The following is a 25,211-nucleotide window of genomic DNA, read 5'->3' as shown; positions in this document are numbered from 1 at the left end:
ATTTAACTAGGAGGTTATAACAATGAGCGGAATTATAGCGACGTATTTAATCCATGATGATTCACATAACTTAGAAAAAAAAGCTGAGCAAATTGCACTCGGTTTAACAATTGGCTCTTGGACTCATTTGCCACACTTATTGCAAGAACAATTAAAGCAGCATAAAGGCAACGTCATTCATGTTGAGGAATTAGCTGAACATGAACATACCAATTCGTATTTACGTAAAAAAGTAAAACGCGGAATTATTAAAATCGAATATCCGCTATTAAACTTCAGTCCAGATTTACCAGCGATTTTAACGACTACATTTGGAAAGCTATCACTTGATGGCGAAGTAAAACTAATTGACTTAACTTTTTCAGACGAGTTAAAAAAACATTTTCCTGGTCCAAAATTCGGGATAGATGGTATTCGAAATCTTTTACAAGTGCATGATCGTCCCCTTTTAATGAGTATTTTTAAAGGAATGATTGGACGAAACATTGGGTATTTAAAAACGCAATTACGCGATCAAGCAATTGGTGGTGTAGATATAGTAAAAGATGATGAAATATTATTTGAAAATGCATTAACACCACTTACGAAACGCATTGTATCTGGAAAAGAAGTTTTACAATCTGTCTACGAAACATACGGTCATAAAACGTTATATGCCGTAAATTTAACAGGGCGAACTTTTGATTTAAAAGAAAATGCTAAACGTGCAGTGCAAGCTGGAGCTGATATTCTATTATTTAACGTATTTGCTTACGGACTAGATGTACTACAATCACTTGCAGAAGATGATGAAATCCCAGTTCCTATTATGGCACATCCTGCTGTAAGTGGTGCTTATTCAGCATCCAAGTTATATGGAGTTTCATCTCCATTATTACTTGGAAAGCTACTACGTTATGCTGGGGCTGACTTTTCATTATTCCCATCTCCATACGGAAGTGTTGCGCTAGAAAAAGAGGAGGCTCTTGCTATCTCAAAATATTTAACTGAAGACGATGCATTTTTCAAGAAGAGCTTTTCTGTTCCGTCTGCTGGTATTCATCCTGGTTTCGTTCCCTTTATTGTACGGGATTTCGGTAAAGATGTTGTTATTAATGCTGGCGGCGGGATACACGGACATCCAAATGGAGCGCAAGGCGGCGGTAAAGCTTTTCGTACTGCAATTGATGCTACTTTGCAAAATAAACCACTCCATGAAGTAGACGACATAAATTTGCATAGTGCACTACAAATATGGGGAAATCCCTCTTATGAGGTGAAATTATGAGTATTCAAGTATTTTGTGATTTCGATGGCACGATTACAAATAATGATAACATTATGTCCATTATGGAAAAATTCGCACCACCAGAAGCCGAAGAAGTAAAGAATAAAATTTTATCACAAGAACTATCCATTCAAGAAGGTGTTTCTCAATTATTTCAATTAATACCTACTAATCTGCACGATGATATTATTCAATTTTTAATAGAAACTGCTGAAATCCGTAGTGGTTTTCATGAGTTTATACAATTCGTAAAGGAAAATAACATTTCTTTTTACGTGATATCAGGTGGAATGGATTTCTTCGTCTATCCACTCTTACAAGGAATCATTCCAAAAGAGCAAATTTATTGTAATGAAACAGACTTTTCAGCAGAGTTTATTACAGTTAAATGGCCTCATTCTTGTGATGATCATTGTCAAAATCATTGCGGATTATGTAAATCATCATTAATCCGTAAATTAAGTGATACAGATGACTTTCATATTGTAATTGGAGATTCTATTACTGATTTACAAGCCGCGAAACAAGCTGATAAAGTATTCGCTCGCGATTTTCTTATTACAAAGTGTGAAGAAAATCATATTGCTTATACACCGTTTGAAACATTTCAAGATGTGCAAGCTGAATTAAAACTTTTGTTGGAGGTGAAGGCATGAAACAACTTTTTCGTCAATGGTATGACTTAAGCGAGATAAAAAAAGAGTTAACAACACGAAATTGGTTCCCAGCAACAAGTGGTAATATTTCTATAAAGGTTAGTCATGAACCACTTACTTTTCTTATTACGGCAAGCGGTAAAGATAAAACAAAAACCACTCCAGATGATTTTCTATTAGTAGATCATGTAGGAGTTCCCGTTTTAGAGACTGAATTACGTCCTTCAGCAGAAACAATATTGCATACACACATTTATAACAATACGAATGCCGGTTGCGTACTTCATGTTCATACAACCGATAATAATGTCATCACAAATTTATATAGTGATGCAGTCACCCTTCAAAATCAAGAAATTATTAAAGCTCTCGATATTTGGGAAGAAGGTGCAACCATTCACATTCCTATTATCGAAAACCATGCCCATATCCCAACACTTGGAGAAAACTTCCGAAAGCATATACAAGGAGATTCGGGTGCAGTATTAATCCGTAACCACGGTATTACCGTATGGGGCCGAGATAGCTTTGATGCAAAGAAGAGATTAGAAGCTTATGAGTTTTTATTCCAATTTCATATAAAACTATTATCAATTCAAGGAGGCGTTTCTAATGGCGCAAATTCGTATTCATGAAGTAAATACTCGTATTGAAAATGAAGTGGAAGTATCTAAATTTCTACAAGAGGAAGGCGTTTTATATGAGAAATGGAATATTTCTAAACTTCCTACTCATTTAAATGAAAATTATTCGTTAACAGATGAAAACAAAGCTGAAATATTAGCTATTTTTTCAAAAGAAATCGCTGATGTTTCAGCACGCCGTGGTTATAAAGCACATGATGTAATTTCACTTTCAAATAGCACCCCTAACCTTGACGAATTATTAATTAATTTCCAAAAGGAACACCATCATACAGATGACGAAGTTCGCTTTATCGTCAGTGGTCATGGCATTTTCGCTATTGAAGGTAAAGATGGGAAATTCTTTGATGTTGAACTTGAGCCAGGCGATTTAATATCTGTTCCTGAAAATGCAAGACATTATTTTACCTTGCAAGATGATCGCCAAGTTGTAGCTATTCGTATTTTTGTGACAACTGAAGGCTGGGTTCCAATCTATTAAGGTAGTTAGTTGAATAAAAGGACTTGGACCCCCTTTTCCAAACTTTTATTCACTCTACATATATACATCCTCCTATGGAACAGGCTTATTTCATTTTGAAATAAGCCTGATTTTTTATTTACTTGAAAGTACCATTTCATCACAAATTTAACACCTTGATTTTTCAAGTGCATTTTTCGAACATTTTTTGAACATTTATTGAATTTTTTCTGAAAATTCTGTTTTATGTGTGATATACTACAATTAACTAAGAAGGAAAATAATATCGCAAACAGAGGGGGATAATCATGAGCTTACTTATCGCACTTATACTTGGAGTTACATGTGGAGCATTTCCTGTTATTTTAGGAGCTATTATGGAAGAGTTAGAAATTGGTGTTTTAGGATTTGTCGCATCTTGTGTAAGCGCTTTATTATTTGGTTTATTCGGCGCTATTCCTGTTTCAATTCTGTGTGCTTTTTATATAATACGCCATGCTCGTACAAAACAATTTGGTCCTAATCACATCGCACAAATTATCCCGTTCCCGGTTGAACGATGCCGCCGCGCTTCTAACTTATAATTATAAAAATTAAAGATGACTAAATAAATAAAAGTCCTCAAATGAGGACTTTTATTTATTTTCTTCTAGAAATTGAAACAATTCTTGTAGATGTAGGGCATCTTCACCATAGCTAATAGATACATGAAATATACCATCAATCTCAGCTTGCATATAAAGATCCACTCCATCACGATCATATTTCAATGCCAAATAAAACTCCATTTCTTCTAACATCTTTTTTGAGGTTCGAATTACATAATGTCCCTTCTCATCTCTTCCATATTCAAATTCTGGTTCAAAATCATATTTTTGTTTAAAAGCTTCTTTTTGTTTTTCATTAATTTGCATACAAGTAGCTCGCTGTACAGTATCAATCATCTCATCAAACTTTTGAAGGTCCACCTCGTTTACCCCCTTATATATTTTTTATATAGTACTTGTGTTCCACTATTTTCTTCGCCATCCTTAATTAACTCTTCATACAATTCTTTCGCCAAACTTAAGCCTGGGACTGGTAATTGTAATTTTTCTGCTTCCTCTAAAGCAATTTTCATATCTTTCATAAAATGCTTTACATAAAATCCTGGCTCAAAGTCTCCTTTTAACATTCGAGGAGCTAAATTACTTAATGACCAGCTACCTGCTGCCCCTGTTGAAATACTCTCTAACACTTTATCTGGATTCAGTCCAGCCTTCTTCGCGTAAGCAACAGCTTCACATACTCCAATCATATTGGAAGCAATCGCAATTTGATTGCACATTTTTGTATGTTGTCCACTCCCAGCTGGTCCTTGTAATTGAATGTTTGTTCCTAACTTTTCAAGTAAAGGTAAGCATCTATCATATATTTCTTTCTCCCCGCCTACCATAATTGCGAGTTTTGCCTCTTTCGCACCAACATCTCCTCCTGAGACAGGTGCATCTAACGTATATATATTTTTGCTTTTTGCAACTTCATTAATCCGTTTTGCTAAAGTAGGTGTAGATGTCGTAAAGTCAATTGCTATCGTACCTTCTTTTGCATGTTCTATAATTCCTTCTATACCAAAATACACTTCTTCTACATCATGTGGATATCCAACCATTGTCATTACAATATCAACTTGCTTCACTAACTCTTTTGGCGTATTACACCAATTTGCACCATCTTGCACTAAAGAATCTGTTTTTGCTTTCGTTCTATTATATACATATACTTTATGACCATCTTGCATTAAGTGATAAACCATACTTTTTCCCATTACGCCAATCCCAATGAAACCTATTGATAAAGTTTTATGTTCCATTTTCTCATCCCCTTTGTTCTAATAAATCATTTACCATCTTTCGGAACTCTTTATTAAAGTCATCATCCATACTATTTTTCACATTTGAAAATAAAATAACAAAAGTTCCTTTTTCTTTATTAAAATTATTGAAAGTGTTCCAACCAGATAATACACCATGATTATGAAAATAATCTGGATATATATAAAAACTAAATGCATATTTCCGTTCTGCTGAAGGTGAAAACATTGCTTGTATACTTTGTTCAGAAAGAAGTTTTCCATTTATAATTGCTTCGTCTAATTTCTTCATATCTCCAACTGTCGTATACATCTCACCACAACCATATAGCCAATCCATGCCTAACTTCTGCGCTGGTACAAGCTCTTGATCTTTTTTCACATAACCCTTTGTAAAATTTTTATCTCCAGGTACCATATTCCCCATACCGGATTCATGCATATCTGCTTTTACAAATATGTTTTCTTTTATGTAATCTCCTAAAGGTTTTTTCGATATATGTTCTATTATATAAGCAAGCACCATATAATTATAATCTGTATATCTCCAACCTGTTCCTGCAGGAAATTCTAAATTTTGACGTCCAATCCAATTAATTAATTGTAAGCGGGAAGCCGCATTAATATTGCCTTTTGCGTGTTCAGGTAAACCAGAGGTATGCGTTAATAAATGATATAGCGTAATATTTTTATTCTCCGGAAATGAAGGAATATATTTATTTACATTATCTTGAATATTCAATTTCCCTTGTTCTTGCAGCTGTAAAATAGATGTGGCAACGACTGTTTTCGTAATAGAACCGATACGATATTTTGTTTGAGGTGTATTTTCTATTTTATTTTGAACATCAGCATACCCATATCCTTTATTCAATATAACATGCTCTTTATCTGTTACCAAAACTGTTCCATTGAATTGCTTTCCGACTAAATATTGATCTAATTTTTGAGATATGCTAGCATAATCAATTTGTTGCTCTTCTTTTTCTTCTATATTCCCTTGTACTTCCGATTCAATAGTAGGATTCACTTTAGTTGTTAATACAGTGTTTTCCTTTATATTGGGGCTAACAAGAAAATAGTATACTCCGCCGCCAACTATAGCAGACAGTGAAGCCACCACCATTACTTTTTTTATCATATTGATCCTCCATAATTCCTTCGCTAAAAATTGTCCCCCTATTCTATTATCAAACAATAAAAAAAAATCGCAACAATTTGTTGCGAAAAATCACATTTTTTCTTTTCTATACACACATACTTGATTCTTTCCATTTTTTTTCGCTTCATATAATGCAATATCCGCTCGTTGCATTAATTCTTCTCTTGTAGTTCCTTGTTCATATAACGCAACTCCAAAGCTAGCTGTTAACTTCGAAATTCCAGTGAATTGCTTTGTTTCAATGAAGAATCGTAATGATTCCGCAACTTGAAATGCTTCCTTTTCTACTGTATTTGTCACTAATATAATGAATTCTTCCCCTCCCCATCTTGCAAATACATGTTGCTGCTCCACTTTAGATTTCATAAGCTCTGCAAGTTGTATTAATGCCAAATCGCCAAAATCATGACCATATGTGTCATTAACTGTTTTAAAATTATCTATATCAAATAAAATAATTGCTATTTTCTCATCATTACGTATTACCTTTTCCCATTCTACCTCTAGTATTTGTTGAAACTTTAAACGATTATAAATCTCTGTCAATGAATCTATCATAGCAAGTCTTTCTTGTTCTTGATAGATTTCATCTAATTCTGTAATTTCCGTGCACTTTACAATAAATCTTGATAAATCTTCTGGCAATGGTGTCGCACGTAATAGAAAAGTAGATACTGCCCCTTCATAATTTGACATCTTAATTCTTCTACCGCTTGATAAAGTATCGTCTAGCCATGTTATATCATGCGTCGTCGAGTAGTATCCATTTTCTCTAATAAAATGTTCAGCAAATACTAAATGTTGCTCACGATAGGCAAACAAATTTTCATATCCGAAAAACGTTAAAAAATTTGTATTACAATCAACAATTTCATCATCTTCTACTATAAATAATAAATCATTTTGAAAATCAAACATCGTTTGAAGCAGTTCCTGTTGTAAACTAACTTGCCTTACCAAAGAAAGTTGATACAAACTCTTATTCACTTCTTCTAACACTGCTTGCGGAGTTACAGGGGCTATTACAATATTACGTATTCCTAATGCAAGTACATCTGTAAATTCTTTTGTTATTTGTTGATCCCAAATGACAATGAATGTACTTTGCGAGGTATACATATTCTTTATATATTTTATTTGAGAATAATCTGTTACATACATAATTATAATGTGCGGTTTCGTTCTTTGAAATAATAGTTCGCCCTCTTCAAAACTATTTGCTATAAACATACATTTTGGATGGATATTTTCTATCGTTTGTTGATGTTTACATCCATTTTCTATATAAAGGACATTTAACTGCAGATCTTGTAACACATTTTGGAAAACCGTATTCTCTAATAAAAAATGTAGTATGTTCATCACTAGTCTTCACTCACTTCATATATCTTGTTCTACTGAATTCCTCACAAATATTTTTAAAAGACTGTTCTCCAATAAACTTTAATTTGTGAGAAATACATATTAACAAGCTAATTGAGAATGTTATCTTCCCTTTTCACTCTATAAATTCCTTTTTTAGTGTATGATTATAGGAATTATATCGTTTGTATGAATGCCCTAGCTTATTTCTTAAAACTTGACAATTAAAATAAAGATATTATATTCTTAAATTCGATAACTTACAAAATGTAAGTAATATACATTACGTTTTCCCGATAATTTTATATACAATTTGGAGGATATATTATGACAAACGACAACTTTTTTAACGTTCTATATGAACGCACATCTACACGTGCATTCAACCCAAATAAAGAAATCTCATCTACAGAATTACATGAGATTTTAAAAGCAGCAGCACAAGCACCTTCCGCTTGGAACTTACAACACTGGAAATTCCTTGTTTTTCAAGGTGAAGATGTACAAAAACGATTACATCCAATAGCTTATAACCAACAACAAATTCTTGATGCTTCTGCAGTAGTCGCTATTTTAGGTGATTTAGAAGCTTATAAAAATGTTGAGCCAGTATATGGTCCAATTGTAGAACAAGGATTTATGAAAGAAGAAGCAAAAGAACGCTTAGCTAAAAATATTGAATCTGCATATGCTCGTGAACAATTCCCAAGAGATGCTGCCTTTTCAAATGCATCTTTAGCAGCAATGCAACTTATGCTTGCAGCTAAAGCAACTGGTTGGGATACTTGTGCTATTGGTGGCTTCAATCCACAAGCACTGACAGACGAATTTAACGTTTCATCTCGTTACGTTCCAATTATGCTTATTACAATTGGTGAATCAACTTTAAAAGGCCACCCTGCACCTCGCATGAGCGTAGAGCAAGTGAGCGAGTGGGCAAAATAATAAAAAACGAAGGCAACTACATTGCCTTCGTTTTTTATTCCCTGTCATACTTTTGTAATATTACTACAAATCATTCGACATTTATACTTATGGAAAAGTATATTCTATTCCCTTCTCATAAATAAACGTGACGTTTCGTGTCGAATTTTGTTAAGGTGTTGAAATATACCCGTGTGTTTTTGTTACAATTGTGATACAATGATAACAAATAGATAACAAGAGAGGGATTTTCATTGAGTTCATACGGAAGCTTTATCGCACTTTTATGTTACATAGTAACTGTACTGCTTCTATATTTTATTGGTGATGCCGCAAACATCTCCATTTTACAATTTCCAAAAGAAGAAGCATTCCAATTAGAATCAGAAAAACATACTGCACGATCCATTGTACCACTACTCCTAGCTCTTCCTGTATATATCATCGTTTTATATAAAAGTAAAAAAGTGTAAAGGCTACCCATTTCATTTATTTCGGTGGTTTTTACATTTTTTTGTTATATTCCCCCTATTTTAAACATCATTTCATACTAAACACCCAGCTAGTCATTTAAAATGAGAAAATCCCCTAGAAAAAATTCCACTCTCTGTCCAGTCACTAACTACCGAACTTACATAGATTATAAGTGTGAAGGGGGTGATGAGGATTATGTTTGGATCATTTGGATGCTGTGATAACTTTAGAGAATGTCATCATCATGAAAGAGAGCGCGACCATCGCGAGAAAGAGAGAGAGAGAGAGGTTAGACCACAACAACCAGCTGTATGTAACGTACTTGCTAACATTTCAGTTGGAACAGAACTTTCTCTTTTAAGCATTAGAGGTAACGGCACATTCAACAATGTTATTTTTGAAGGTTTCGCTAACGGTGTTGCTCTTTTCTCTGCTTTAGCTCGTAATGACAAAGACAACAAAGATAACAATAAAGACGATAAGAACAATCAAAATCGAAATACTTTTACTGGTATTTTACGTGTATGCCCAACTGATATCGTTGCAATCGCTATCTAATTCTGTCTCTTATCCTCGATAGTAAGCAAATAAGATTTACTTTTCTCATAGAAAAAACCTGAGACCGATTTCAAATCGACTCAGGTTTTTTTATTAATTATATGCTTTTAACTAGTTCAACAACTTCTTCAGCAGTTGACATCATTAATGCTTTTTCTGCTAATGTTTCCATTTCTGCTTTTGACAACTTGCTTAGCTGTGTTCTTGCAGGAAGAATAGATGTTGCACTCATACTGAACTCATCTAAACCTAATCCTAATAATAATGGGATAGCAAGTGAATCGCCCGCCATCTCACCACACATACCAGCCCATTTGCCTTCTTTATGAGCAGCATCGATAACCATTTTTACAAGACGTAAAATAGATGGGTTATATGGTTGGTATAAGTATGATACTTGTTCGTTCATACGGTCTGCAGCCATTGTGTATTGGATTAAATCATTTGTTCCGATAGAGAAGAAGTCAACTTCTTTCGCGAATTGATCTGCTAATACTGCTGAAGCTGGGATTTCAACCATCATACCAACTTCAATAGAATCAGAAACAGTTGTACCCGCTTCTACAAGTTTCGCTTTCTCTTCTAATAAAATCGCTTTCGCTTGACGGAACTCATCAAGAGTTGCAATCATTGGGAACATAATTTTTAAGTTACCGTATACGCTAGCACGAAGTAATGCACGAAGTTGTGTACGGAACACATCTTGCTCATCAAGACATAAGCGAATTGCACGGTATCCTAAGAATGGGTTCATTTCTTTTGGTAAATGTAAGTATGGAAGCTCTTTATCTCCACCGATGTCAAGTGTACGAACAACGACTGGTTGACCTTCTTTTACACCTTCAAGAACTGCTTTATACGCTTCGAACTGCTCTTCTTCTGTTGGAAGATTGTCACGGCCCATGTATAAGAATTCTGTACGGTATAAGCCAACGCCTTCTCCGCCATTATCGATAATACCTTGTACATCATTTGGTGTTCCGATATTTGCAACAAGCTCAACGTGATGTCCGTCACTTGTTACAGTAGCTTGGTCTTTTAATTTAGCCCATTCAGCTTTTTGCTCTTCAAATTTCGCTTTCTTTTCTTCAAACGAACGAAGAGTTTCTTCTGATGGGTTTACAATTACTTCTCCATCTAAACCGTCAATGATAACGATATCGCCGTTTTGGATTTTCTCCATAACAACTTTCGTACCAACAACAGCTGGAATTTCCATAGAACGAGCCATAATTGCAGAGTGAGATGTACGTCCACCGATATCAGTAGTGAAACCTTTTGCATACTTACGGTTTAATTGAGCTGTATCAGATGGTGTTAAATCTTCAGCAATGATGATTACCTCTTCAGAAATTGTACCAGGATTTGAGAAGTTAATTCCTAGTAAATGTGCAAGAACGCGTTTTGTTACGTCACGAATGTCCGCAGCACGTTCTTTCATATATTCGTTATCCATGTTTTCAAACATAGAAATAAACATTGATGCAACTTCATCCATTGCAAATTCAGCATTTACTTTTTCGCTATTTACTTTATCTTTTACTGGGTTTACTAGTTCTGGATCATTTAACACTAATAAATGTGCTTCAAAGATCGCAGCTTTGTCAGCACCTAGCTCAGCAAATGCGTGGTCCTTAATAGCTTCTAATTCAGTTTTTGCTTTCTCAAGCGCAGCGTCTAAGCGTGCAATTTCTGCAGCTTCGTTTGTAATTGATTTCTTTTCGATGTTAAATTCAGGATTTTCAAGTCTGAAAGCCTTTGCAATAGCAATCCCACTTGATGCAGCGATCCCTTGAATGTTAAGAGTCATTATTCTCCTAATCCTTCGTTTTTCATAGTTTCTTCGATAGCTGCTAGTGCTTGAGCTGCATCATCACCATTTGCAGTGATTTTAATTTCTGCGTTTTGTTGAATGCCTAAAGACATAACGCCCATGATTGATTTTAAGTTAACGTTCTTTCCGTTATACTCTAAGTTAATGTCAGAACCGAATTTGCTTGCAGTGTTTACAAGTAGAGTTGCTGGACGAGCATGAATTCCTGAGTCGCTAGTTACTTTAAAGATTTTTTCCATGATAATTTATCTCCTTTAAATTACAGTATTTTTTAGTTGTATAGACGTGAGTACTACATCATCTATTGTATATAATAGGCGATGTTCGGTCAACCACATCGCCTATTATAATTATAAACATTTTGCGTCAAATTCCTACTGAATGTCAATAATAGCGGTTTCGCCCTTCTTAACATTTCCATCTTTTTTCAATTCGACTTGTTGCCCTTGTTGTAAGTTTGTAAAGACAATTGGTGTAATGATAGATGGTGCATTTTCTTTTACAAATGCAAGATCTACTTTTAATAATGGCTGGCCTTGTTTCACCTTGTCGCCTTGTGCTACAAGCGCTTCAAAACCTTCACCATTTAATTTTACAGTATCAATACCGAAGTGGATTAAAATTTCTTTTCCGCCTTCAGATTGAATACCAATCGCATGTTTTGTAGGGAATACATTGACAATCTCACCGTTCACTGGAGAAACTACTGTTCCTTCAGTTGGCTCAATTGCAAATCCGTCTCCCATCATTTTTCCTGAGAATACTTGGTCAGGCACTTCTGTAATTGGTAAGATTTTCCCTTCGATTGGTGATACAATTGTTTCATTTTCATCAACTTTTTGAGGAGTTTCTTCCACTTTTACAGGTTCTTCTTTTTCAACATGAGGTGTACGACCTGACATAATATCATGAATTTGTGATTTTAATGTGTCAGATTTCGGTCCGAAAATAGCTTGAATGTTATTTCCAACTTCAAGTACACCAGCTGCTCCAAGTTCTTTTAAGCGGTCTTTGTTTACATTCTTTTGTTCGTTAACTTGAACACGTAAACGAGTAATACAAGCATCTAAAGAAGCAATGTTTTCTTTACCACCAAGTGCTACTAATACTTCACGAGGAAGTTCGCCTGCTTCTGCTTTTCCTGCGCCGTCATTTGCATTTGCCACTTCACGACCAGGTGTTTTTAGATTCCATTTACGAATTGCAAAGCGGAATCCGAAGTAGTAAATAACTGCTAGTACAAGACCAACAATAATTACCCACCACCATGCTGTACGGCCTGGTAGTACACCGAATAATAGGAAGTCAATTAAACCACCAGAGAATGTCATACCAATTTTAACACCTAAAATTTGCATTGTCATAAATGATAGACCAGCAAATACAGCGTGAATTCCGAATAATACTGGCGCTACGAATAAGAATGAAAATTCAAGTGGCTCTGTAATACCTGTTAAGAAAGATGTTAATGCTGCAGAACCTAAAATACCTGCTGCTAATTTTTTATTTTCTGGACGTGCTTCATGGTACATTGCTAAAGCTGCTGCTGGAAGACCGAACATCATGAACGGATACTTACCAGTTGTAAATGTACCTGCTGTTAATTCTACACCGTCTTTTAACTGTGCCATAAAGATTTTTTGGTCACCACGGATTAATTCGCCAGCTGCATTTGTATACTGACCGAATTCGAACCAGAACGGTGAATAGAAAATGTGATGTAATCCAAATGGAATTAATGAACGTTCAATTAAACCGAATATAAATGCTGCGATTGTTCTATTTGCATCAATCATTTGATGTGAGAACGTGTTTAAGCCACCTTGAATGTATGGCCAAACGAAGCACATGATAATACCTACTATTAAAGAGAATGTTGCAGTTGCGATCGGTACGAAACGCTTACCTGCAAAGAAACCTAAGTATGATGGTAATTCAATGTTGAAGTATTTATTATAGCAATATGCCGCTACTATACCGACGATAATACCACCAAATACCCCTGTTTGTAGCGTTGGAATACCTAATACGTTTGCATACGCTGGATCTGCAAATCCAATTTTTACTGGGTCTGCTCCAGAACTTGTTACTTTCACTAGCTTATCTACTTCTAAGAACACACTCATCGTTTTGTTCATAATTAAGTAGCCGACGAATGCTGCTAAACCAGCTACTCCGTCTCCACCAGCTAAACCAATTGCTACCCCAACTGCGAATAATAATGCAAGGTTAGCGAAAATAATATCACCAGATTGTTCCATAATTTTTGCAACCATTACGAACCAATCTGCTTTTAAAGCAGGAATAACATTTGTTAACTGTGGATTTTGAAATGCATTACCAAATCCAAGTAAAATACCTGCCGCCGGTAAAATCGCTACTGGAAGCATTAACGCTTTTCCGACTTTTTGAAGAACACCAAAGATATTCTTAAACATGGAAACCCTTCCTCTCTTATCTATATTGATACCTTCCGACAAACGCCAAAAAGACATGAGGAAAAAAAGATAGAACGATAGCTATACAAAGGGTAGTATATCCCTTTCTCTAGCTTACATTCCTTACTTTTCTCCACTCATGCCTGATCGAATCAGTAACACGTGTCAAAAATAGGTTTACGTATAAGTTCACTATAATTAAGGCAAACGTTTTCGTTACTCACCTTAATGTGTTTGTCGAAATTTGTATAACTTTGCAATAGTTATTATACATAACTATTGTAAGCGATTCAATCATTTTTTTTAACGTTTTCATTTTAGACAAAAATATATGACTTTTTACACATGCTCTGCCTTTACTAAGCGTTGCAAGTGCATCGTTAAATAAATACTTTCAGCTTCATATACAGGTAGTTGCAACTCTTTTTGCATGACCTTAACTAGCTTCCAAGCCAAGTTATAGCAAACTGGATACTCCGCCTTTAATAAATCAGCAAAACTTTGCGATTCCTCTACTTTTTCTCCTTCTTTCACCCTCTCAATAGCATATTGAAGATGACGAATAAGACGTAAATAATGAATGCTCTCTTGATCTAATGTAATTTGTAAGTTTGTCTCAATTAAAGATACAAGTTGTGCAATGAGACGGGAGTTTTGATTAACTGAAGATAAATCAGAATTTGTAAGCGAACTGTAAATGTGCAGTGCAATAAAACCAATTTCTCCTTCAGGCAATGTAATTTGCAAACGAGAATTTAAAAGTTCTACAACACCTTCCGCAATTTCATATTCCTCTGGATAGAGCATTTTTGTTTCAACTAAAAAAGGGTTATCAATTGTAAGTCCTTGTTTTAACCTTTTAATCGCAAATGAAATATGATCTGTTAACGCAATATGAATATGTTCATTTAGTGGAGATTTCGCTTTTCCTTGAATGTACAGCATAATATCGTTCATCAATTCAATTAATTTTTCACTAATATGCGGCACTAATAATTTGTATTGTTCACGATCACGTTCATTTTTTAAGACAAACATTTTTTCGATTTGTTCTTGCTCCAATACATCTTTCGCTTTTTTCCCAAATCCAATTCCTTTACCAATCACTACTACTTCCTCGTGTTCCGGATGGCTAGCAATGATGACATTATTATTTAAAACTTTTTTAATTTCTAGATAATTACTCATATAACACCACCCTCGTACTTAAATAGCCTACTTTTATGTTACAGAATATTCTTCTTTGTCGTCAATGTAAAACATCTGCCATTTAATAAAAATTCATTTTTTAGACATGTTTATATATGATGCGTATAATGTAAGAGCAACTGTACATAGAAAGGAGATAACAGCATGATTAAAATGTTTGTAAGTGATATCGATGGTACAATGATGCAACACGGAGGTCTTATTGATGAACAAGATGTTGCGGCACTGCGCAGCCTTGCCGAACAAAATGTTATTCTTTGCTTCGCTTCCGGAAGACTTGATAATGAAATTGCAGACTTAATGAAAGCTGTAAATACAAATTTTCATCGTATTAGTGTAAATGGTGTTTTTGTATATACACATGAAAATAAACAACTATTATCTGCAACTTTTGATTCCAGCATACTTCCCGATTTGTTAGCTATGACGAGTGAAGAGCCTTATTTCCGTTATGTAAGTGATGAGCATAATTATTACATTGAAGAGAAAACACCTTTTATTCAAGAACTTGAACAACAAGTAACTATGACTTCTGTTGAAGAACCAAACTTACTACAGAAGATTGATGATACAATTTTCCCAAATAAAATTTCTGTCGGCGGAACAAAGGAAAGCTTACAACTCCTTCAGAAAAAAATTGATGAAAAATTCCACGGGAAAGTTAGTACTTTCATCTCAGCAGAACAATGTTTAGATGTAATGCCACCGAATGTTAGTAAAGGCTCTGCCATTTCTGTTTTATTAAATGAGTTTCAAATAAAACCTGAGGAAATTGCTTGTATAGGGGATTCTTACAATGACATTCCTATGTTTTCTTTAACTCCTCACAGTTTTGCTATGTCACAAGCAGATGATGCAGTAAAAAATCACGCTCACTATGTAGTAAATCACGTCAAAGATGCTGTTAACCACGTAATTGCTCATAATAAAAATACGACTCATTCCTTATAAGGATGAGTCGTATTTTTATTTCTTTACATGTTAACCATTTTCAATTCCACTGTACTTCACAAACTGAAATATACTATTTGTTACGTGCGATATTCGTAATAAATTTATAACGATCTCCACGATAAATACATTTCACGTACTCTAGCGGTACCTCACCTTCTGAATATGACCATTGACGCATTACAAGTACAGGCGCCTTTTTAGGAATATGCAGATGTTCAGCTTCATTTTCCGTCGCAACGGAAGCTTCAATTGACTGAGTAGCGCTAACAAGTTTAAAGCCCAGTTTTTTCTCTAAATGTTCATATAAAGATTGTTGCAATATCTCTTCGTTAATATCTTTTACAAGAGCTGGCGACAAATATGTCGTCTCAAAAGCAATCGGTTCATCATCAGCTAAGCGAATACGCCTCACTTCATAAACCGATTCCCCCTCCTGTATTCTCAACCGGTCTGCTATTTTAGCAGTAGCTGGAACTAGGCGGAAACTAAGTAATTGACTACTTGGGTTCATCCCACGAGAAATCATGTCTTCTGTGAATCCCGTCATTCCTTGCAATTTTTGTTCCACTTTCGGAAGTTGGACAAATGTTCCAATTCCACGCTTCCGATATAAATAGCCTTGTTCCACTAAATTATTAATCGCCTGTCTGATTGTCATTCGACTCACTTCGAACTTATCACAAAGTTCATTCTCAGATGGGATTTTATCTCCCGGCTTCCATTCGCCGTCCTCAATTAGCTGTTTCACCCACTCTTGAATCTGATAATAGATCGGAAATGGTGAATACTTGTCGATGTTCATCAGCAATCGCCTCACTGCATAAAGATAGAGCTTCTTGATCAGCGATTACGGTTACATTCGGATGACGTTGTAAAACTGTAGCCGGACACTCTTCACTATATTCACCTTGCAATAATTCTTTAACAGCTTCTGCCTTTTTAGAACCCATAGCAACAAGTAGAACTTGTTTCGCTTTCATAATGCTTCCAATTCCCATTGTAATCGCATGAGTTGGCACATCTTCTTCTTTTTCGAAGAAGCGAAGGTTTGCTTGGCGTGTAGATTCTGTTAATTCAACAATGTTTGTTGGAGAATTAAACGGTGTTCCTGGCTCATTAAATCCGATGTGACCGTTTTCACCGATTCCAAGAATCTGTAGGTCAACTGGGTTAGCAGCTAGAATGCTCTCGTAACGTTTGCACTCTTCCTCTAAATCACTTGCCATCCCGTTTGGTACATAAGTTTGTTTAAATGGAAGATGATCAAACAACTGTTCTTGCATGAAATAGTGATAGCTGTTTTTATCTTCATGTGGTAAATTTACGTACTCATCTAAGTTTACAGTGGTTACACGGCTTGTATCAAGTTTATTTTTTCGCATTTCTGCATAAATACCTAATGGAGAGCTTCCTGTAGCCATTCCTAATGTTGGATTTTCTTTTGTTTTTACAACTTCTTCAATTAATTTATAACCTGCTTCTGCTAGTTCTTCTGGAGTTTTTACAACAAGAATATTCATTTAATTACTTCCCTTCCTTCATATGAATTCCTAAACGAACCGTATCATATACATGTAAATCTTCATTCATCACAACAAAGTCTGCATCTTTTCCTACCGCTAATGCACCTTTATTATTTAATCCAAACTCTTCTGCTTGGTTAACTGATGTCATCAGTACTGCATCTTCGATTGAACAACCTGTAAATTCAATTACATTTCGGAAAGCTTGATCCATTTTTAAAATACTACCAGCTAACGTTCCATCTTCTAATCGAGCACTACCATCTTTTACATGTACTGGCTGTCCGCCAAGCTCATATAATCCATCTTCAAGACCTTTTGCACGCATTGCGTCAGTAATAACACTTACTTTTTTTGGTCCTTTTAACTTATATGCTAATTTCACCATATCAGGGTGAATATGAATACCATCTGTAATTACTTCAACCATTACATCTGGATTTAATAACACATGACCAACAACTCCTGGTTCACGGTGATGTAATCCACGCATTTGATTGTATAAATGTGTTGCATGTGTAATTTTTCTATTTTTTAGTTGCCCATCAATTGCATCTGTATGCCCCATTGTGCCAACTACACCAGTTTCAGCAAGATATTGTTCAAACTCTAATGCTCCCTCTTCTTCTGGTGCATATGTTACTAATTTAATTAAATTCCCACTTGCTTCTTGCCATTGTTTAAATTGCTCAATATTTGCAGGAACGATATGTTCAAGTGGTTGTGCACCTGCACGTTTCTTTGAAACATAAGGTCCTTCTAAGTGAATATATTCGAAATGCGCTCCTTTTTCTTTTGCTTCTTTTGCAGCAGTTAACGCTGCTTCAATTGCCTCTGGAGCTTGTGTCATTGTTGTTGGGAAGTAAGTTGTAACCCCTTCTTTTAACATTTCTTTACCTAGAGTTACTAACCCATCGCTATTTGCATCCATCGCATCAATATCGTATCCACCATGAATATGAACATCGATCATACCTGGAATTACAATCTTCCCTGTAGCATCAAAAACAGTTTCATTTTCTTGTGGTACATATTGAGCCATCAAACCAATTTCTTTAATGGTTTCTGCGTAACGAATAAATCCGTTTTCCACTATTTCTTGACCTGTGTAAATTTTGGCATTGATGACAATTTGCGTTTTCATTTTCATCGATCCTTTCCCATGAATTACCTACTTGTTATTATTACCTTATTCGCCTAGTTCCATCTTAATATACACACGAGTAGTTGTCTATACATTCTAATAAAATTTCCTTTTTATTCAACAGAAAAGGAAATTTCTTACGTCTCTTATAATTATAATATATATTATTCATTTTTCCAAAAAGGGACAGTATCGCCCCCTAATATAGAAATCACTTCAATAATGGCATTAACCCGCTAGACTCTAACATAATATGTTCACCATCTGTTTCCATTTCTACTGTACTTTTATTCGTTCTATATACCATTATACCGTGCCTTTTTAAGCGTTTCACTACACTTTGGTGAGGATGTCCATACGGATTACTACTCCCGTACGACAAAATAGCAAACTGCGGTTCCACTTTTTTTATAAACGTTTCACTTGTTGAAGTATATGAGCCGTGATGCCCCACTTTTAACACATCTGCATGGACATCAAATTGTTTTAATATTTCATGTTCTGTCCGTACATCCGCGTCACCCATTAATAAAAAATCCGCTTTTCCATATCGCACCTTTAAAACAATTGAGGATTCATTATTTTCATCTTTTGATTTCCCGTTGTTTAATACTTGTATAGAAACATGTGGATCCAGCGGTATATATTGTCCTTCCTTTACTGAAACGAAAGGTATCCCTCTTTTTTTTATATTATTCCGATACGTATGATAAGTAAGAGAACTATATGTTTTTCCGCTATCTAATATAAGCGATACCGGCATTTGCTCTACAATTGGAATTAACCCCCCTATATGATCCATATCGGGATGCGTACTGACAATTACATCTAAATGATTAATCCCTTTCTCAATTAATTTCTGAATAATAACCTCTCCTGCTTCATAAGGTCCTCCATCAATTAACATTGTTTGTCCATTTGGCATTATAATAAGTGTTGCGTCACCTTGCCCCACTTTTAAAAAGCTCACTTTCATTTTACTAAGATGTTGCCGATGCATATGTAAAGGAGACGTAGTATGAATGGACATCATATACCTTTTAGCTGATACGCTATTTAAAGAAAAACATAATAAAACAGAAACTAATAATAAAATAATCCGCATACCTCTCATAACTCGTCTCCTTTTTTCATTTAGTATGGCACTGTAAATAATTGATATACAAAAAAAGCTTAGCAAAATGCTAAGCTTTTATTTCGATATCTCTTGTAAGGAACCGAAGAATAAATCTGCTTCATTCATTTGTTCATTCTCTTCAGAAAGCGGTGGTAAATCATCTAATGTTTTCAATCCAAATGTGTCTAAAAATTCTTTTGTTGTTCCGTATAAAATAGGACGCCCTGGTCCTTCTGCTCTTCCCATTTCTTTTATAAGTAAATGTGAAACCAACGTTTGTAACGCCTTATCAGTTTTAACTCCTCTAATCTCTTCCATTTCAGTCCTTGTGATTGGTTGGCGATATGCAACAATCGCTAACGTTTCGAGGGCAGCTTGTGAGAGTGAAGCAGCTGTTGGTGTATCTATTAATTTTTGATAATATGAAGCATGTTCTTTCTTTGTAGCAAAACGATATACTTTTGCATACTGTACAATTTGCAAACCACGGTTTGCACCTTCACATTCTTGTTGCATTTCTTCTAAAATATTAATTGCTTCATTCATTTCAATTTCAAGAACTTTCGCTATTTGTTCTGGATAAATCCCTTCATCACCAGAAACAAATAAAAGGCCTTCAATAATTGACTTTTGTTCTTTCCTATCCATTTCACGAGCTCCTTCCTTCTATTTTCTCATAAAAATACACATCAAAAAACCGAATCACAATTAATGCGTTCGGTTCAATATTTTTTCTCTTGTTCCAAACGATACATTAAAACATAGCATGAGATAAAATGTTGCTATCCCATTTTCACATACTTGCTCTATGCAGATTTATTAGAGCTTGATACGAAAATTTCATCAAAATTATGTTCTTGCTCAATTATGATTTGTTGATTTTTCATAAGTTCCAGAACTGCTAAAAATGTTACAACCATTATTTCACGTTCATCATCAACAAACAAATCATAAAAACTTTGGCGACCACCCTTTATTTTTAACTGTTTTAAAATATCAGTCATTCGCTGTTCAATTGGTATTTCTTGACGAGTAATACGTGTTGTTACAGGTTTTTTTGCCTTTTTACGGCGCATTAATTTTTGAAATGCTGCTAGCATATCATATAACGTAACATCAAGAGGTAAGCTTGTCTCCTCTTCTTGTTGCAACGATGTAAAGTCAATTGGTGGACGTGTATATAGCTGTGCTCTTTCTTGTTCTCTTTCTTTTAACTCAGTAGCAACTTGCTTATATTTCTTATATTCAATTAACCTCTCCATCAATTCTTGACGAGGATCATCTATAAAATCATCACCGTTATCAAGTACATCTTCTTCATGTTTCGGCAACAACATCTTACTTTTAATTTGTAATAACGTTGCAGCCATTACTAAATACTCACTTGCAACATCTAATTGAAGTTCTTTCATCGTATGCACATAAGATAAATATTGCTCTGTAATATCTGCTACAGGAATATTATATATATCAATTTCATAACGATGTATTAAATGTAACAATAGATCTAACGGCCCTTCAAAAGCCTCTACTTTAAAATTATATTGCACAAAGCATCCCACCACATTTTTTCTATAACAACATAAGTATAGAGCATACTCATGTTCTATCCAACCTTTTTAAGAAATTTAATTAAAAATAGACCGATGCCTATGTCATCATGCCCACCACTTCATATGATAACAGTGTAGTAAGAACAATGTAGGAGGTCAAAAAACTATGGGTCACGTTGATTGTGGTTTTAGCGGTGGGTTCGCATTACTTGTTGTACTGTTTATTTTACTAATTATTGTAGGAGCAGCTTGCTTCTGCTAATATGAACAATAACGGCTAGGGGGAAACCTCCTAGTCGTTTATTGTTCATATTTCTATGATACACTTATATGTATAACCGTTAGATAGGAGCGAGAAAACATGTATCCTACCGAATACATACAATTTTTAATTCATTTCCATGGAGATTATGACTATTTTGAATGCCACGAAATACTAGAAGAGTATTGGAAGACAAAACCAAGAGGTAATCGTGATCATTACTTAGTTGGTCTCATTCAAATTGCAGTTTCTTTATACCACCAAAGACGTGCTAATTGGAATGGTTCTACAAAAATGATGAAAAGCGCAATTACAATTTTAGAAAAAAGCGGTGTGCCTTTACAACGTTTAGGAATTAATCAAGTACAACTTCTTTCCTTGCTCAATGAAAGATTGCAATCTATCCATAAAAAAGAACGTTTTGTACCTTTATTTTTACCCTTATCAGATTCATCGTTAGAGAAGCAGTGCATAGAGTTATGTCAAAAACAAAACCTCTCTTGGAAAGACTTGAATGCTATCCCAGGTGAATATATTATAAACAAGCACACTTTGCGTGATCGCACAGAGGTCATTACTGAACGAAACGAACAATTACAAAAAAGAAAGCAGAGATAATAAACTACTTATCTCTGCTTTCACGAATGTATATTTTGTTCTAGCCCTTTACATTTTTCGCAAAAACTTGCTGTTTGCTCATTTCCGCAAATTGTAAACTCAAGAAATTTACTCTTTAACTCTTGAACCATCTTCGTCCCAATCCCCACATGACGGTGAGACGGGTTCACACTCAAATGCTGAATTTCTAATACTTGATTCTCTTTTTTTACAATCCCCATTATTCCAACAAAATCTTCATTTTCTTTCCACAAATACAATTGCCAATCATCTTTTGCTTCATATTCTTTCATTGTCAATTGTAATGTTTTCACATCTTTTTCAGTTGGCATAAACGAAAGAAGCCCCATTGCAATTTTTTCATAACTTTTTTTAAAACGAATTAACATAACCCTTATCCCTTCTTACAAAAGTTACAAACTAGTAATCCCCTCAATCACTCTTTTCATATCACATTCATTTTACAATATTTTCAACAGAGTGAGAAGAGTCTAAAACAACTTGATAATCATACAAAGCGAAAAGAAGAAAGTCAAATCTATGTTTCAGCACTATTCCTTTAATAAATAGAGTTAAAAAAAGAAAATTTTATATGGAATGGAAAGAAACATATCATTCAACAGCACTTCATTTATAGTTACTCTAAAGCAGCACAATTCTAGCAAAATTAATATAACAAAAAATATTTATTGAAACATATAATGTAATGTATTCTATGTAATTGGTTAAAGGTTTGTTCTCACAAACAATATATTTTAGCAACAATACTACTTGTATGATGAGCTGTAGAAGTAGTACTCAATCTCATTAAAAATAAAAAAGAGAGCAAAAGCTCTCTTTTTCCTTACCTTATTCTTCCCAAACTTTAACTTCTTTCATTACATCGCCTTGACGCATTTTTAATACTGTTTCAATACCGCTTGTTGCTTTACCGAATACAGTATGAACACCATCTAAATGCGGCTGTGGCTCATGAACGATAAAGAATTGGCTACCTCCTGTGTTACGGCCAGCGTGAGCCATAGAAAGTGATCCTACAAGGTGTCTATGAGGGTTTCCATCAGTTTCACATGGAATAGAGTAACCTGGGCCACCTGCACCTGTACCTGTTGGGTCTCCACCTTGGCTTACGAAGCCAGGAATAACACGGTGGAATGTAACACCGTCATAAAATCCTTGCTCTGCTAATTTTTTAAAGTTTTCTACTGTTTTCGGTGCTTCTTCTGGGAAAAATTCCAAGTCGATTTTTTCACCGTTTTCCATTAATATGTATCCTAAAGTTTTCATACGTATATGTCTCCTTTCAACTATCTCAGCACTATATTACCACATTCATGACTAGAAACAAAAAGAATCCGACAATCTAGATACTTCTTTTTTGAAATGTGGAAAAAGCTAGGTGACAAATAAGAAATATATACTATAATAACTTTGTTGCCCGAAAATTTTAGAAAGAGAAAGGGAGCGATTTTTCGTGAAAACGAAATTATTAGCTCTGCTATTAGCTGTAACGGTATTTATGATGCCAACAGCTTCATTTGCAGACATCATTGAGGGAGAATCAATTGTTACATTAGGAGAGAACTTATCCGAACAACAAAAACAAGATCTGTTAAAAGAAATGAAAGCACCAAAAGATGCTACAATTATCACTGTATCTAATGCGGAAGAACATAAATTTCTAGAAGGCATTGTTCCAAAAGCACAAATTGGTACGAGAGCAATTTCTTCTTCTATGATTACATACACAAAACCAGGATCTGGTCTTATTGTACGATCAAAGAACATTAACTGGGTAACAGATGCAATGTACACTAACGCTTTGATTACAGCAGGTGTAAAAGATGCAGAAATTCAAATTACTGCACCTTTTAAAGTTTCAGGAACTGCAGCTTTAACTGGATTAATGAAAGCATACGAAACTGCGTCCAATAAACAAATTCCTGAAGAAGTTAAAAAAGTAGCGAATGAAGAAATGGTACAAACAGCCCAGCTTGGTGATAAAATTGGTGAAGAAAAAGCAGTTCAACTTGTTGCAAAAATTAAAGAAGAAATTGCAAAAGAACAGCCAAAAACAACAGAAGATTTACGTTCATTAATTAAAAAAATTGCTGATCAACTCGGCATTACATTGACAGATGAACAGTTAGATAACTTAGTATCGTTATTTGATAAAATGAAAAATCTTAATATCGATTGGAATCAAGTTGGTAGTCAATTAAACAAAGCAAAAGAACACGTTTCTGCCTTCTTAGGTTCTGAAGAAGGACAAAGTTTTCTAGATAAAGTGAAAGATTTTTTCTCAAGTATCATTGATTTTGTTAAATCTTTATTCAAGTAAAAAAGAAGCCCGCCAGTGACGGGCTTCTTTTTTATACAAGTAACGGTAATTTCATAACAGCCTCTTCAACCGAACGCACTATATGATTTGCTTTCTCCTTTACATATGGATGGGCATGATGAAGAGTAAATGAATGCGGGGTTACTTCAAACATAGAAATATCATTGAAAGAATCTCCAATACAAGCAACTTCATTTGCTTCAATTTGCAAATGGTCCATTAGTCGCTTTAGAGCACTCCCCTTACTCACGCCTCTTGGCATAATATCAACATAGCGTTTACCTGATATAAAAACTTCCGCTTCGCCTTGAAACGTATCTCGTAGCTCTTGATCTAACGTCACAATTTTCTCTTCTTCTCCAAAAACAAACAATTTTGCAGGGTGTACAGTCTTACCAAACTCTTCTTCTAACGCTTCAATTTCAGCGATATGCACGCCCATATACGCTTCAAAATTATGGTGATGTTCATTCTTCCTTTTTGTATATCGCTGCTCATTTGCACAAACAATATCCGCTAGTCCTTTTTTATGTATATATCGATATATTTCCTGGGCAACCACATTTTCAAAACTCGATTCATGAAATAAATTTCCATCCGGAAGCAACATTGTCGCTCCATTTAAGCCAGTTGTATAATATGGGAATGAAAACCTTTTTACAACTTCATCAATTCTGTGTGTAAAGCGGCCAGAGGCAAAACAAATATTTGTCCCTTTCTCAGCTAACCAACACAGCGCACGTTCATCTTCTTTTTGCATATGATTCACATCGTAAACGAGCGTGTCATCTAAATCACTTACAAATAATTTAATCATGTCCTCTTCCCCTTCCATACACAATATCTACTCTAAGTGTAC

Annotated in this window: 29 protein-coding genes; 12 read left to right on the top strand and 17 right to left on the bottom strand. The window is 34.8% G+C overall.

What is annotated here, in order from left to right:
* Positions 1 to 22: 22 nt before the first annotated feature.
* The 5 genes from mtnW (at position 23) to ACTFP3_RS14060 (ending at position 3,611) form a co-directional block, all read left to right on the top strand.
* Entirely contained in the window at positions 23 to 1,267 is a 1,245-nt protein-coding gene (gene mtnW / locus ACTFP3_RS14080; protein WP_000014180.1) for a 2,3-diketo-5-methylthiopentyl-1-phosphate enolase, read from the top strand.
* Positions 1,264 to 1,923 (top strand): 2-hydroxy-3-keto-5-methylthiopentenyl-1-phosphate phosphatase, encoded by a 660-nt coding sequence (locus tag ACTFP3_RS14075; RefSeq protein WP_000027461.1) that lies wholly within the window; start codon positions 1,264 to 1,266, stop codon positions 1,921 to 1,923. Before mtnW ends, ACTFP3_RS14075 begins: the two co-directional genes overlap by 4 nt.
* Complete coding sequence (locus ACTFP3_RS14070) at positions 1,920 to 2,558, top strand: methylthioribulose 1-phosphate dehydratase (protein ID WP_000811341.1); 639 nt, start codon at positions 1,920 to 1,922, stop codon at positions 2,556 to 2,558. The genes ACTFP3_RS14075 and ACTFP3_RS14070 overlap by 4 nt, the downstream gene beginning before the upstream one ends.
* Entirely contained in the window at positions 2,536 to 3,048 is a 513-nt protein-coding gene (locus tag ACTFP3_RS14065; RefSeq protein ID WP_000057313.1) for a 1,2-dihydroxy-3-keto-5-methylthiopentene dioxygenase, read from the top strand. Before ACTFP3_RS14070 ends, ACTFP3_RS14065 begins: the two co-directional genes overlap by 23 nt.
* Positions 3,049 to 3,335: 287 nt before the next feature.
* Positions 3,336 to 3,611: a hypothetical protein gene (locus ACTFP3_RS14060; RefSeq protein WP_000054659.1), complete on the top strand. Its 276-nt coding sequence runs from the start codon at positions 3,336 to 3,338 to the stop codon at positions 3,609 to 3,611.
* A gap of 51 nt (positions 3,612 to 3,662) precedes the next feature.
* Here ACTFP3_RS14060 and ACTFP3_RS14055 read toward each other — a convergent pair whose 3' ends face one another.
* The 4 genes from ACTFP3_RS14055 to ACTFP3_RS14040 all read right to left on the bottom strand — a co-directional run bounded on the left by ACTFP3_RS14055 (position 3,663) and on the right by ACTFP3_RS14040 (position 7,403).
* Positions 3,663 to 3,995 carry a DUF3909 family protein gene (locus ACTFP3_RS14055; RefSeq protein ID WP_086386168.1) on the bottom strand — a complete coding sequence of 111 codons (333 nt, stop codon included), beginning with the start codon at positions 3,993 to 3,995 and terminating at the stop codon, positions 3,663 to 3,665.
* Positions 3,996 to 4,000: 5 nt separating this feature from the next.
* Positions 4,001 to 4,879 (bottom strand): NAD(P)-dependent oxidoreductase, encoded by an 879-nt coding sequence (locus ACTFP3_RS14050; RefSeq protein ID WP_000400431.1) that lies wholly within the window; start codon positions 4,877 to 4,879, stop codon positions 4,001 to 4,003.
* 4 nt (positions 4,880 to 4,883) lie between these two features.
* A complete protein-coding gene (locus tag ACTFP3_RS14045; RefSeq protein ID WP_000592910.1) occupies positions 4,884 to 6,020 on the bottom strand; it encodes a serine hydrolase in 1,137 nt (378 codons plus the stop codon).
* A gap of 90 nt (positions 6,021 to 6,110) precedes the next feature.
* Positions 6,111 to 7,403 carry a GGDEF domain-containing protein gene (locus tag ACTFP3_RS14040; RefSeq protein WP_001023185.1) on the bottom strand — a complete coding sequence of 431 codons (1,293 nt, stop codon included), beginning with the start codon at positions 7,401 to 7,403 and terminating at the stop codon, positions 6,111 to 6,113.
* 327 nt (positions 7,404 to 7,730) lie between these two features.
* Between ACTFP3_RS14040 and ACTFP3_RS14035 the strand changes: the two genes are divergently transcribed.
* From ACTFP3_RS14035 to ACTFP3_RS14025, 3 genes are all read left to right on the top strand, one after another.
* On the top strand, positions 7,731 to 8,348 hold the full coding sequence (locus ACTFP3_RS14035) for a nitroreductase family protein (RefSeq protein WP_000180387.1): 618 nt from the start codon (positions 7,731 to 7,733) through the stop codon (positions 8,346 to 8,348).
* Between the two features lie 233 nt (positions 8,349 to 8,581).
* Entirely contained in the window at positions 8,582 to 8,800 is a 219-nt protein-coding gene (locus ACTFP3_RS14030) for a hypothetical protein (protein ID WP_000100485.1), read from the top strand.
* Between the two features lie 196 nt (positions 8,801 to 8,996).
* Complete coding sequence (locus tag ACTFP3_RS14025) at positions 8,997 to 9,359, top strand: DUF3915 domain-containing protein (protein ID WP_000468040.1); 363 nt, start codon at positions 8,997 to 8,999, stop codon at positions 9,357 to 9,359.
* Between the two features lie 97 nt (positions 9,360 to 9,456).
* Here the strand turns inward: ACTFP3_RS14025 and ptsP are convergent, their stop codons facing one another.
* The 4 genes from ptsP to glcT all read right to left on the bottom strand — a co-directional run bounded on the left by ptsP (position 9,457) and on the right by glcT (position 14,819).
* Positions 9,457 to 11,169, bottom strand: a complete 1,713-nt coding sequence (gene ptsP, locus ACTFP3_RS14020) for a phosphoenolpyruvate--protein phosphotransferase (protein WP_000174207.1) — start codon at positions 11,167 to 11,169, stop codon at positions 9,457 to 9,459.
* Positions 11,169 to 11,432 (bottom strand): phosphocarrier protein HPr, encoded by a 264-nt coding sequence (gene ptsH, locus ACTFP3_RS14015; RefSeq protein WP_000411080.1) that lies wholly within the window; start codon positions 11,430 to 11,432, stop codon positions 11,169 to 11,171. Before ptsH ends, ptsP begins: the two co-directional genes overlap by 1 nt.
* Positions 11,433 to 11,567: 135 nt before the next feature.
* A complete protein-coding gene (ptsG, locus tag ACTFP3_RS14010) occupies positions 11,568 to 13,631 on the bottom strand; it encodes a PTS glucose transporter subunit IIABC (RefSeq protein ID WP_000475799.1) in 2,064 nt (687 codons plus the stop codon).
* Between the two features lie 339 nt (positions 13,632 to 13,970).
* Complete coding sequence (gene glcT / locus ACTFP3_RS14005) at positions 13,971 to 14,819, bottom strand: glucose PTS transporter transcription antiterminator GlcT (protein WP_440010739.1); 849 nt, start codon at positions 14,817 to 14,819, stop codon at positions 13,971 to 13,973.
* Between the two features lie 165 nt (positions 14,820 to 14,984).
* Here glcT and ACTFP3_RS14000 point away from each other — a divergent pair, with 165 nt between their 5' ends.
* Positions 14,985 to 15,791 (top strand): HAD family hydrolase, encoded by an 807-nt coding sequence (locus ACTFP3_RS14000; protein WP_242555080.1) that lies wholly within the window; start codon positions 14,985 to 14,987, stop codon positions 15,789 to 15,791.
* Positions 15,792 to 15,864: 73 nt separating this feature from the next.
* On the opposite strand, the gene phnF is transcribed toward ACTFP3_RS14000, so the two are convergent.
* The 6 genes from phnF to scpA all read right to left on the bottom strand — a co-directional run bounded on the left by phnF (position 15,865) and on the right by scpA (position 21,128).
* Positions 15,865 to 16,596, bottom strand: coding sequence for a phosphonate metabolism transcriptional regulator PhnF (phnF, locus tag ACTFP3_RS13995; protein WP_021727649.1), 732 nt, complete (start codon positions 16,594 to 16,596; stop codon positions 15,865 to 15,867).
* Positions 16,526 to 17,314 carry a glucosamine-6-phosphate deaminase gene (nagB, locus tag ACTFP3_RS13990; protein WP_001024210.1) on the bottom strand — a complete coding sequence of 263 codons (789 nt, stop codon included), beginning with the start codon at positions 17,312 to 17,314 and terminating at the stop codon, positions 16,526 to 16,528. The genes phnF and nagB overlap by 71 nt, the downstream gene beginning before the upstream one ends.
* Positions 17,315 to 17,318: 4 nt before the next feature.
* On the bottom strand, positions 17,319 to 18,461 hold the full coding sequence (nagA, locus tag ACTFP3_RS13985; protein WP_006928115.1) for an N-acetylglucosamine-6-phosphate deacetylase: 1,143 nt from the start codon (positions 18,459 to 18,461) through the stop codon (positions 17,319 to 17,321).
* Between the two features lie 211 nt (positions 18,462 to 18,672).
* Positions 18,673 to 19,575, bottom strand: a complete 903-nt coding sequence (locus ACTFP3_RS13980; RefSeq protein WP_440010738.1) for a ComEC/Rec2 family competence protein — start codon at positions 19,573 to 19,575, stop codon at positions 18,673 to 18,675.
* Positions 19,576 to 19,653: 78 nt separating this feature from the next.
* On the bottom strand, positions 19,654 to 20,226 hold the full coding sequence (gene scpB / locus ACTFP3_RS13975; protein ID WP_000375168.1) for a segregation/condensation protein ScpB: 573 nt from the start codon (positions 20,224 to 20,226) through the stop codon (positions 19,654 to 19,656).
* Between the two features lie 158 nt (positions 20,227 to 20,384).
* A complete protein-coding gene (gene scpA, locus ACTFP3_RS13970; RefSeq protein WP_001199753.1) occupies positions 20,385 to 21,128 on the bottom strand; it encodes a segregation/condensation protein A in 744 nt (247 codons plus the stop codon).
* A 169-nt stretch (positions 21,129 to 21,297) separates the two neighbouring features.
* On the opposite strand from scpA, the gene ACTFP3_RS13965 reads away from it, so the two are divergent.
* Positions 21,298 to 21,393, top strand: coding sequence for a YjcZ family sporulation protein (locus tag ACTFP3_RS13965; RefSeq protein ID WP_000510194.1), 96 nt, complete (start codon positions 21,298 to 21,300; stop codon positions 21,391 to 21,393).
* Positions 21,394 to 21,492: 99 nt separating this feature from the next.
* Complete coding sequence (locus ACTFP3_RS13960) at positions 21,493 to 22,011, top strand: DUF309 domain-containing protein (protein WP_000283597.1); 519 nt, start codon at positions 21,493 to 21,495, stop codon at positions 22,009 to 22,011.
* Between the two features lie 20 nt (positions 22,012 to 22,031).
* On the opposite strand, the gene ribT is transcribed toward ACTFP3_RS13960, so the two are convergent.
* Together ribT and ACTFP3_RS13950 are read right to left on the bottom strand one after the other, a co-directional pair.
* On the bottom strand, positions 22,032 to 22,400 hold the full coding sequence (gene ribT, locus ACTFP3_RS13955; RefSeq protein ID WP_000908401.1) for a GNAT family N-acetyltransferase RibT: 369 nt from the start codon (positions 22,398 to 22,400) through the stop codon (positions 22,032 to 22,034).
* A 460-nt stretch (positions 22,401 to 22,860) separates the two neighbouring features.
* Positions 22,861 to 23,298, bottom strand: coding sequence for a peptidylprolyl isomerase (locus ACTFP3_RS13950; protein ID WP_000853782.1), 438 nt, complete (start codon positions 23,296 to 23,298; stop codon positions 22,861 to 22,863).
* 187 nt (positions 23,299 to 23,485) lie between these two features.
* Here ACTFP3_RS13950 and ACTFP3_RS13945 point away from each other — a divergent pair, with 187 nt between their 5' ends.
* A complete protein-coding gene (locus ACTFP3_RS13945) occupies positions 23,486 to 24,352 on the top strand; it encodes a DUF1002 domain-containing protein (RefSeq protein WP_000850515.1) in 867 nt (288 codons plus the stop codon).
* A 31-nt stretch (positions 24,353 to 24,383) separates the two neighbouring features.
* Here ACTFP3_RS13945 and ACTFP3_RS13940 read toward each other — a convergent pair whose 3' ends face one another.
* Entirely contained in the window at positions 24,384 to 25,187 is an 804-nt protein-coding gene (locus ACTFP3_RS13940) for a Cof-type HAD-IIB family hydrolase (RefSeq protein ID WP_002026273.1), read from the bottom strand.
* Positions 25,188 to 25,211: the final 24 nt, after the last annotated feature.

The organism is Bacillus cereus group sp. MYBK5-2 (genome assembly GCF_051915685.1).
GTDB classification, from domain to species: domain Bacteria; phylum Bacillota; class Bacilli; order Bacillales; family Bacillaceae_G; genus Bacillus_A; species Bacillus_A cereus.
Note: the sequence above shows the minus strand (reverse complement) of the source record. Positions and strands in the feature narration are given on the sequence as shown.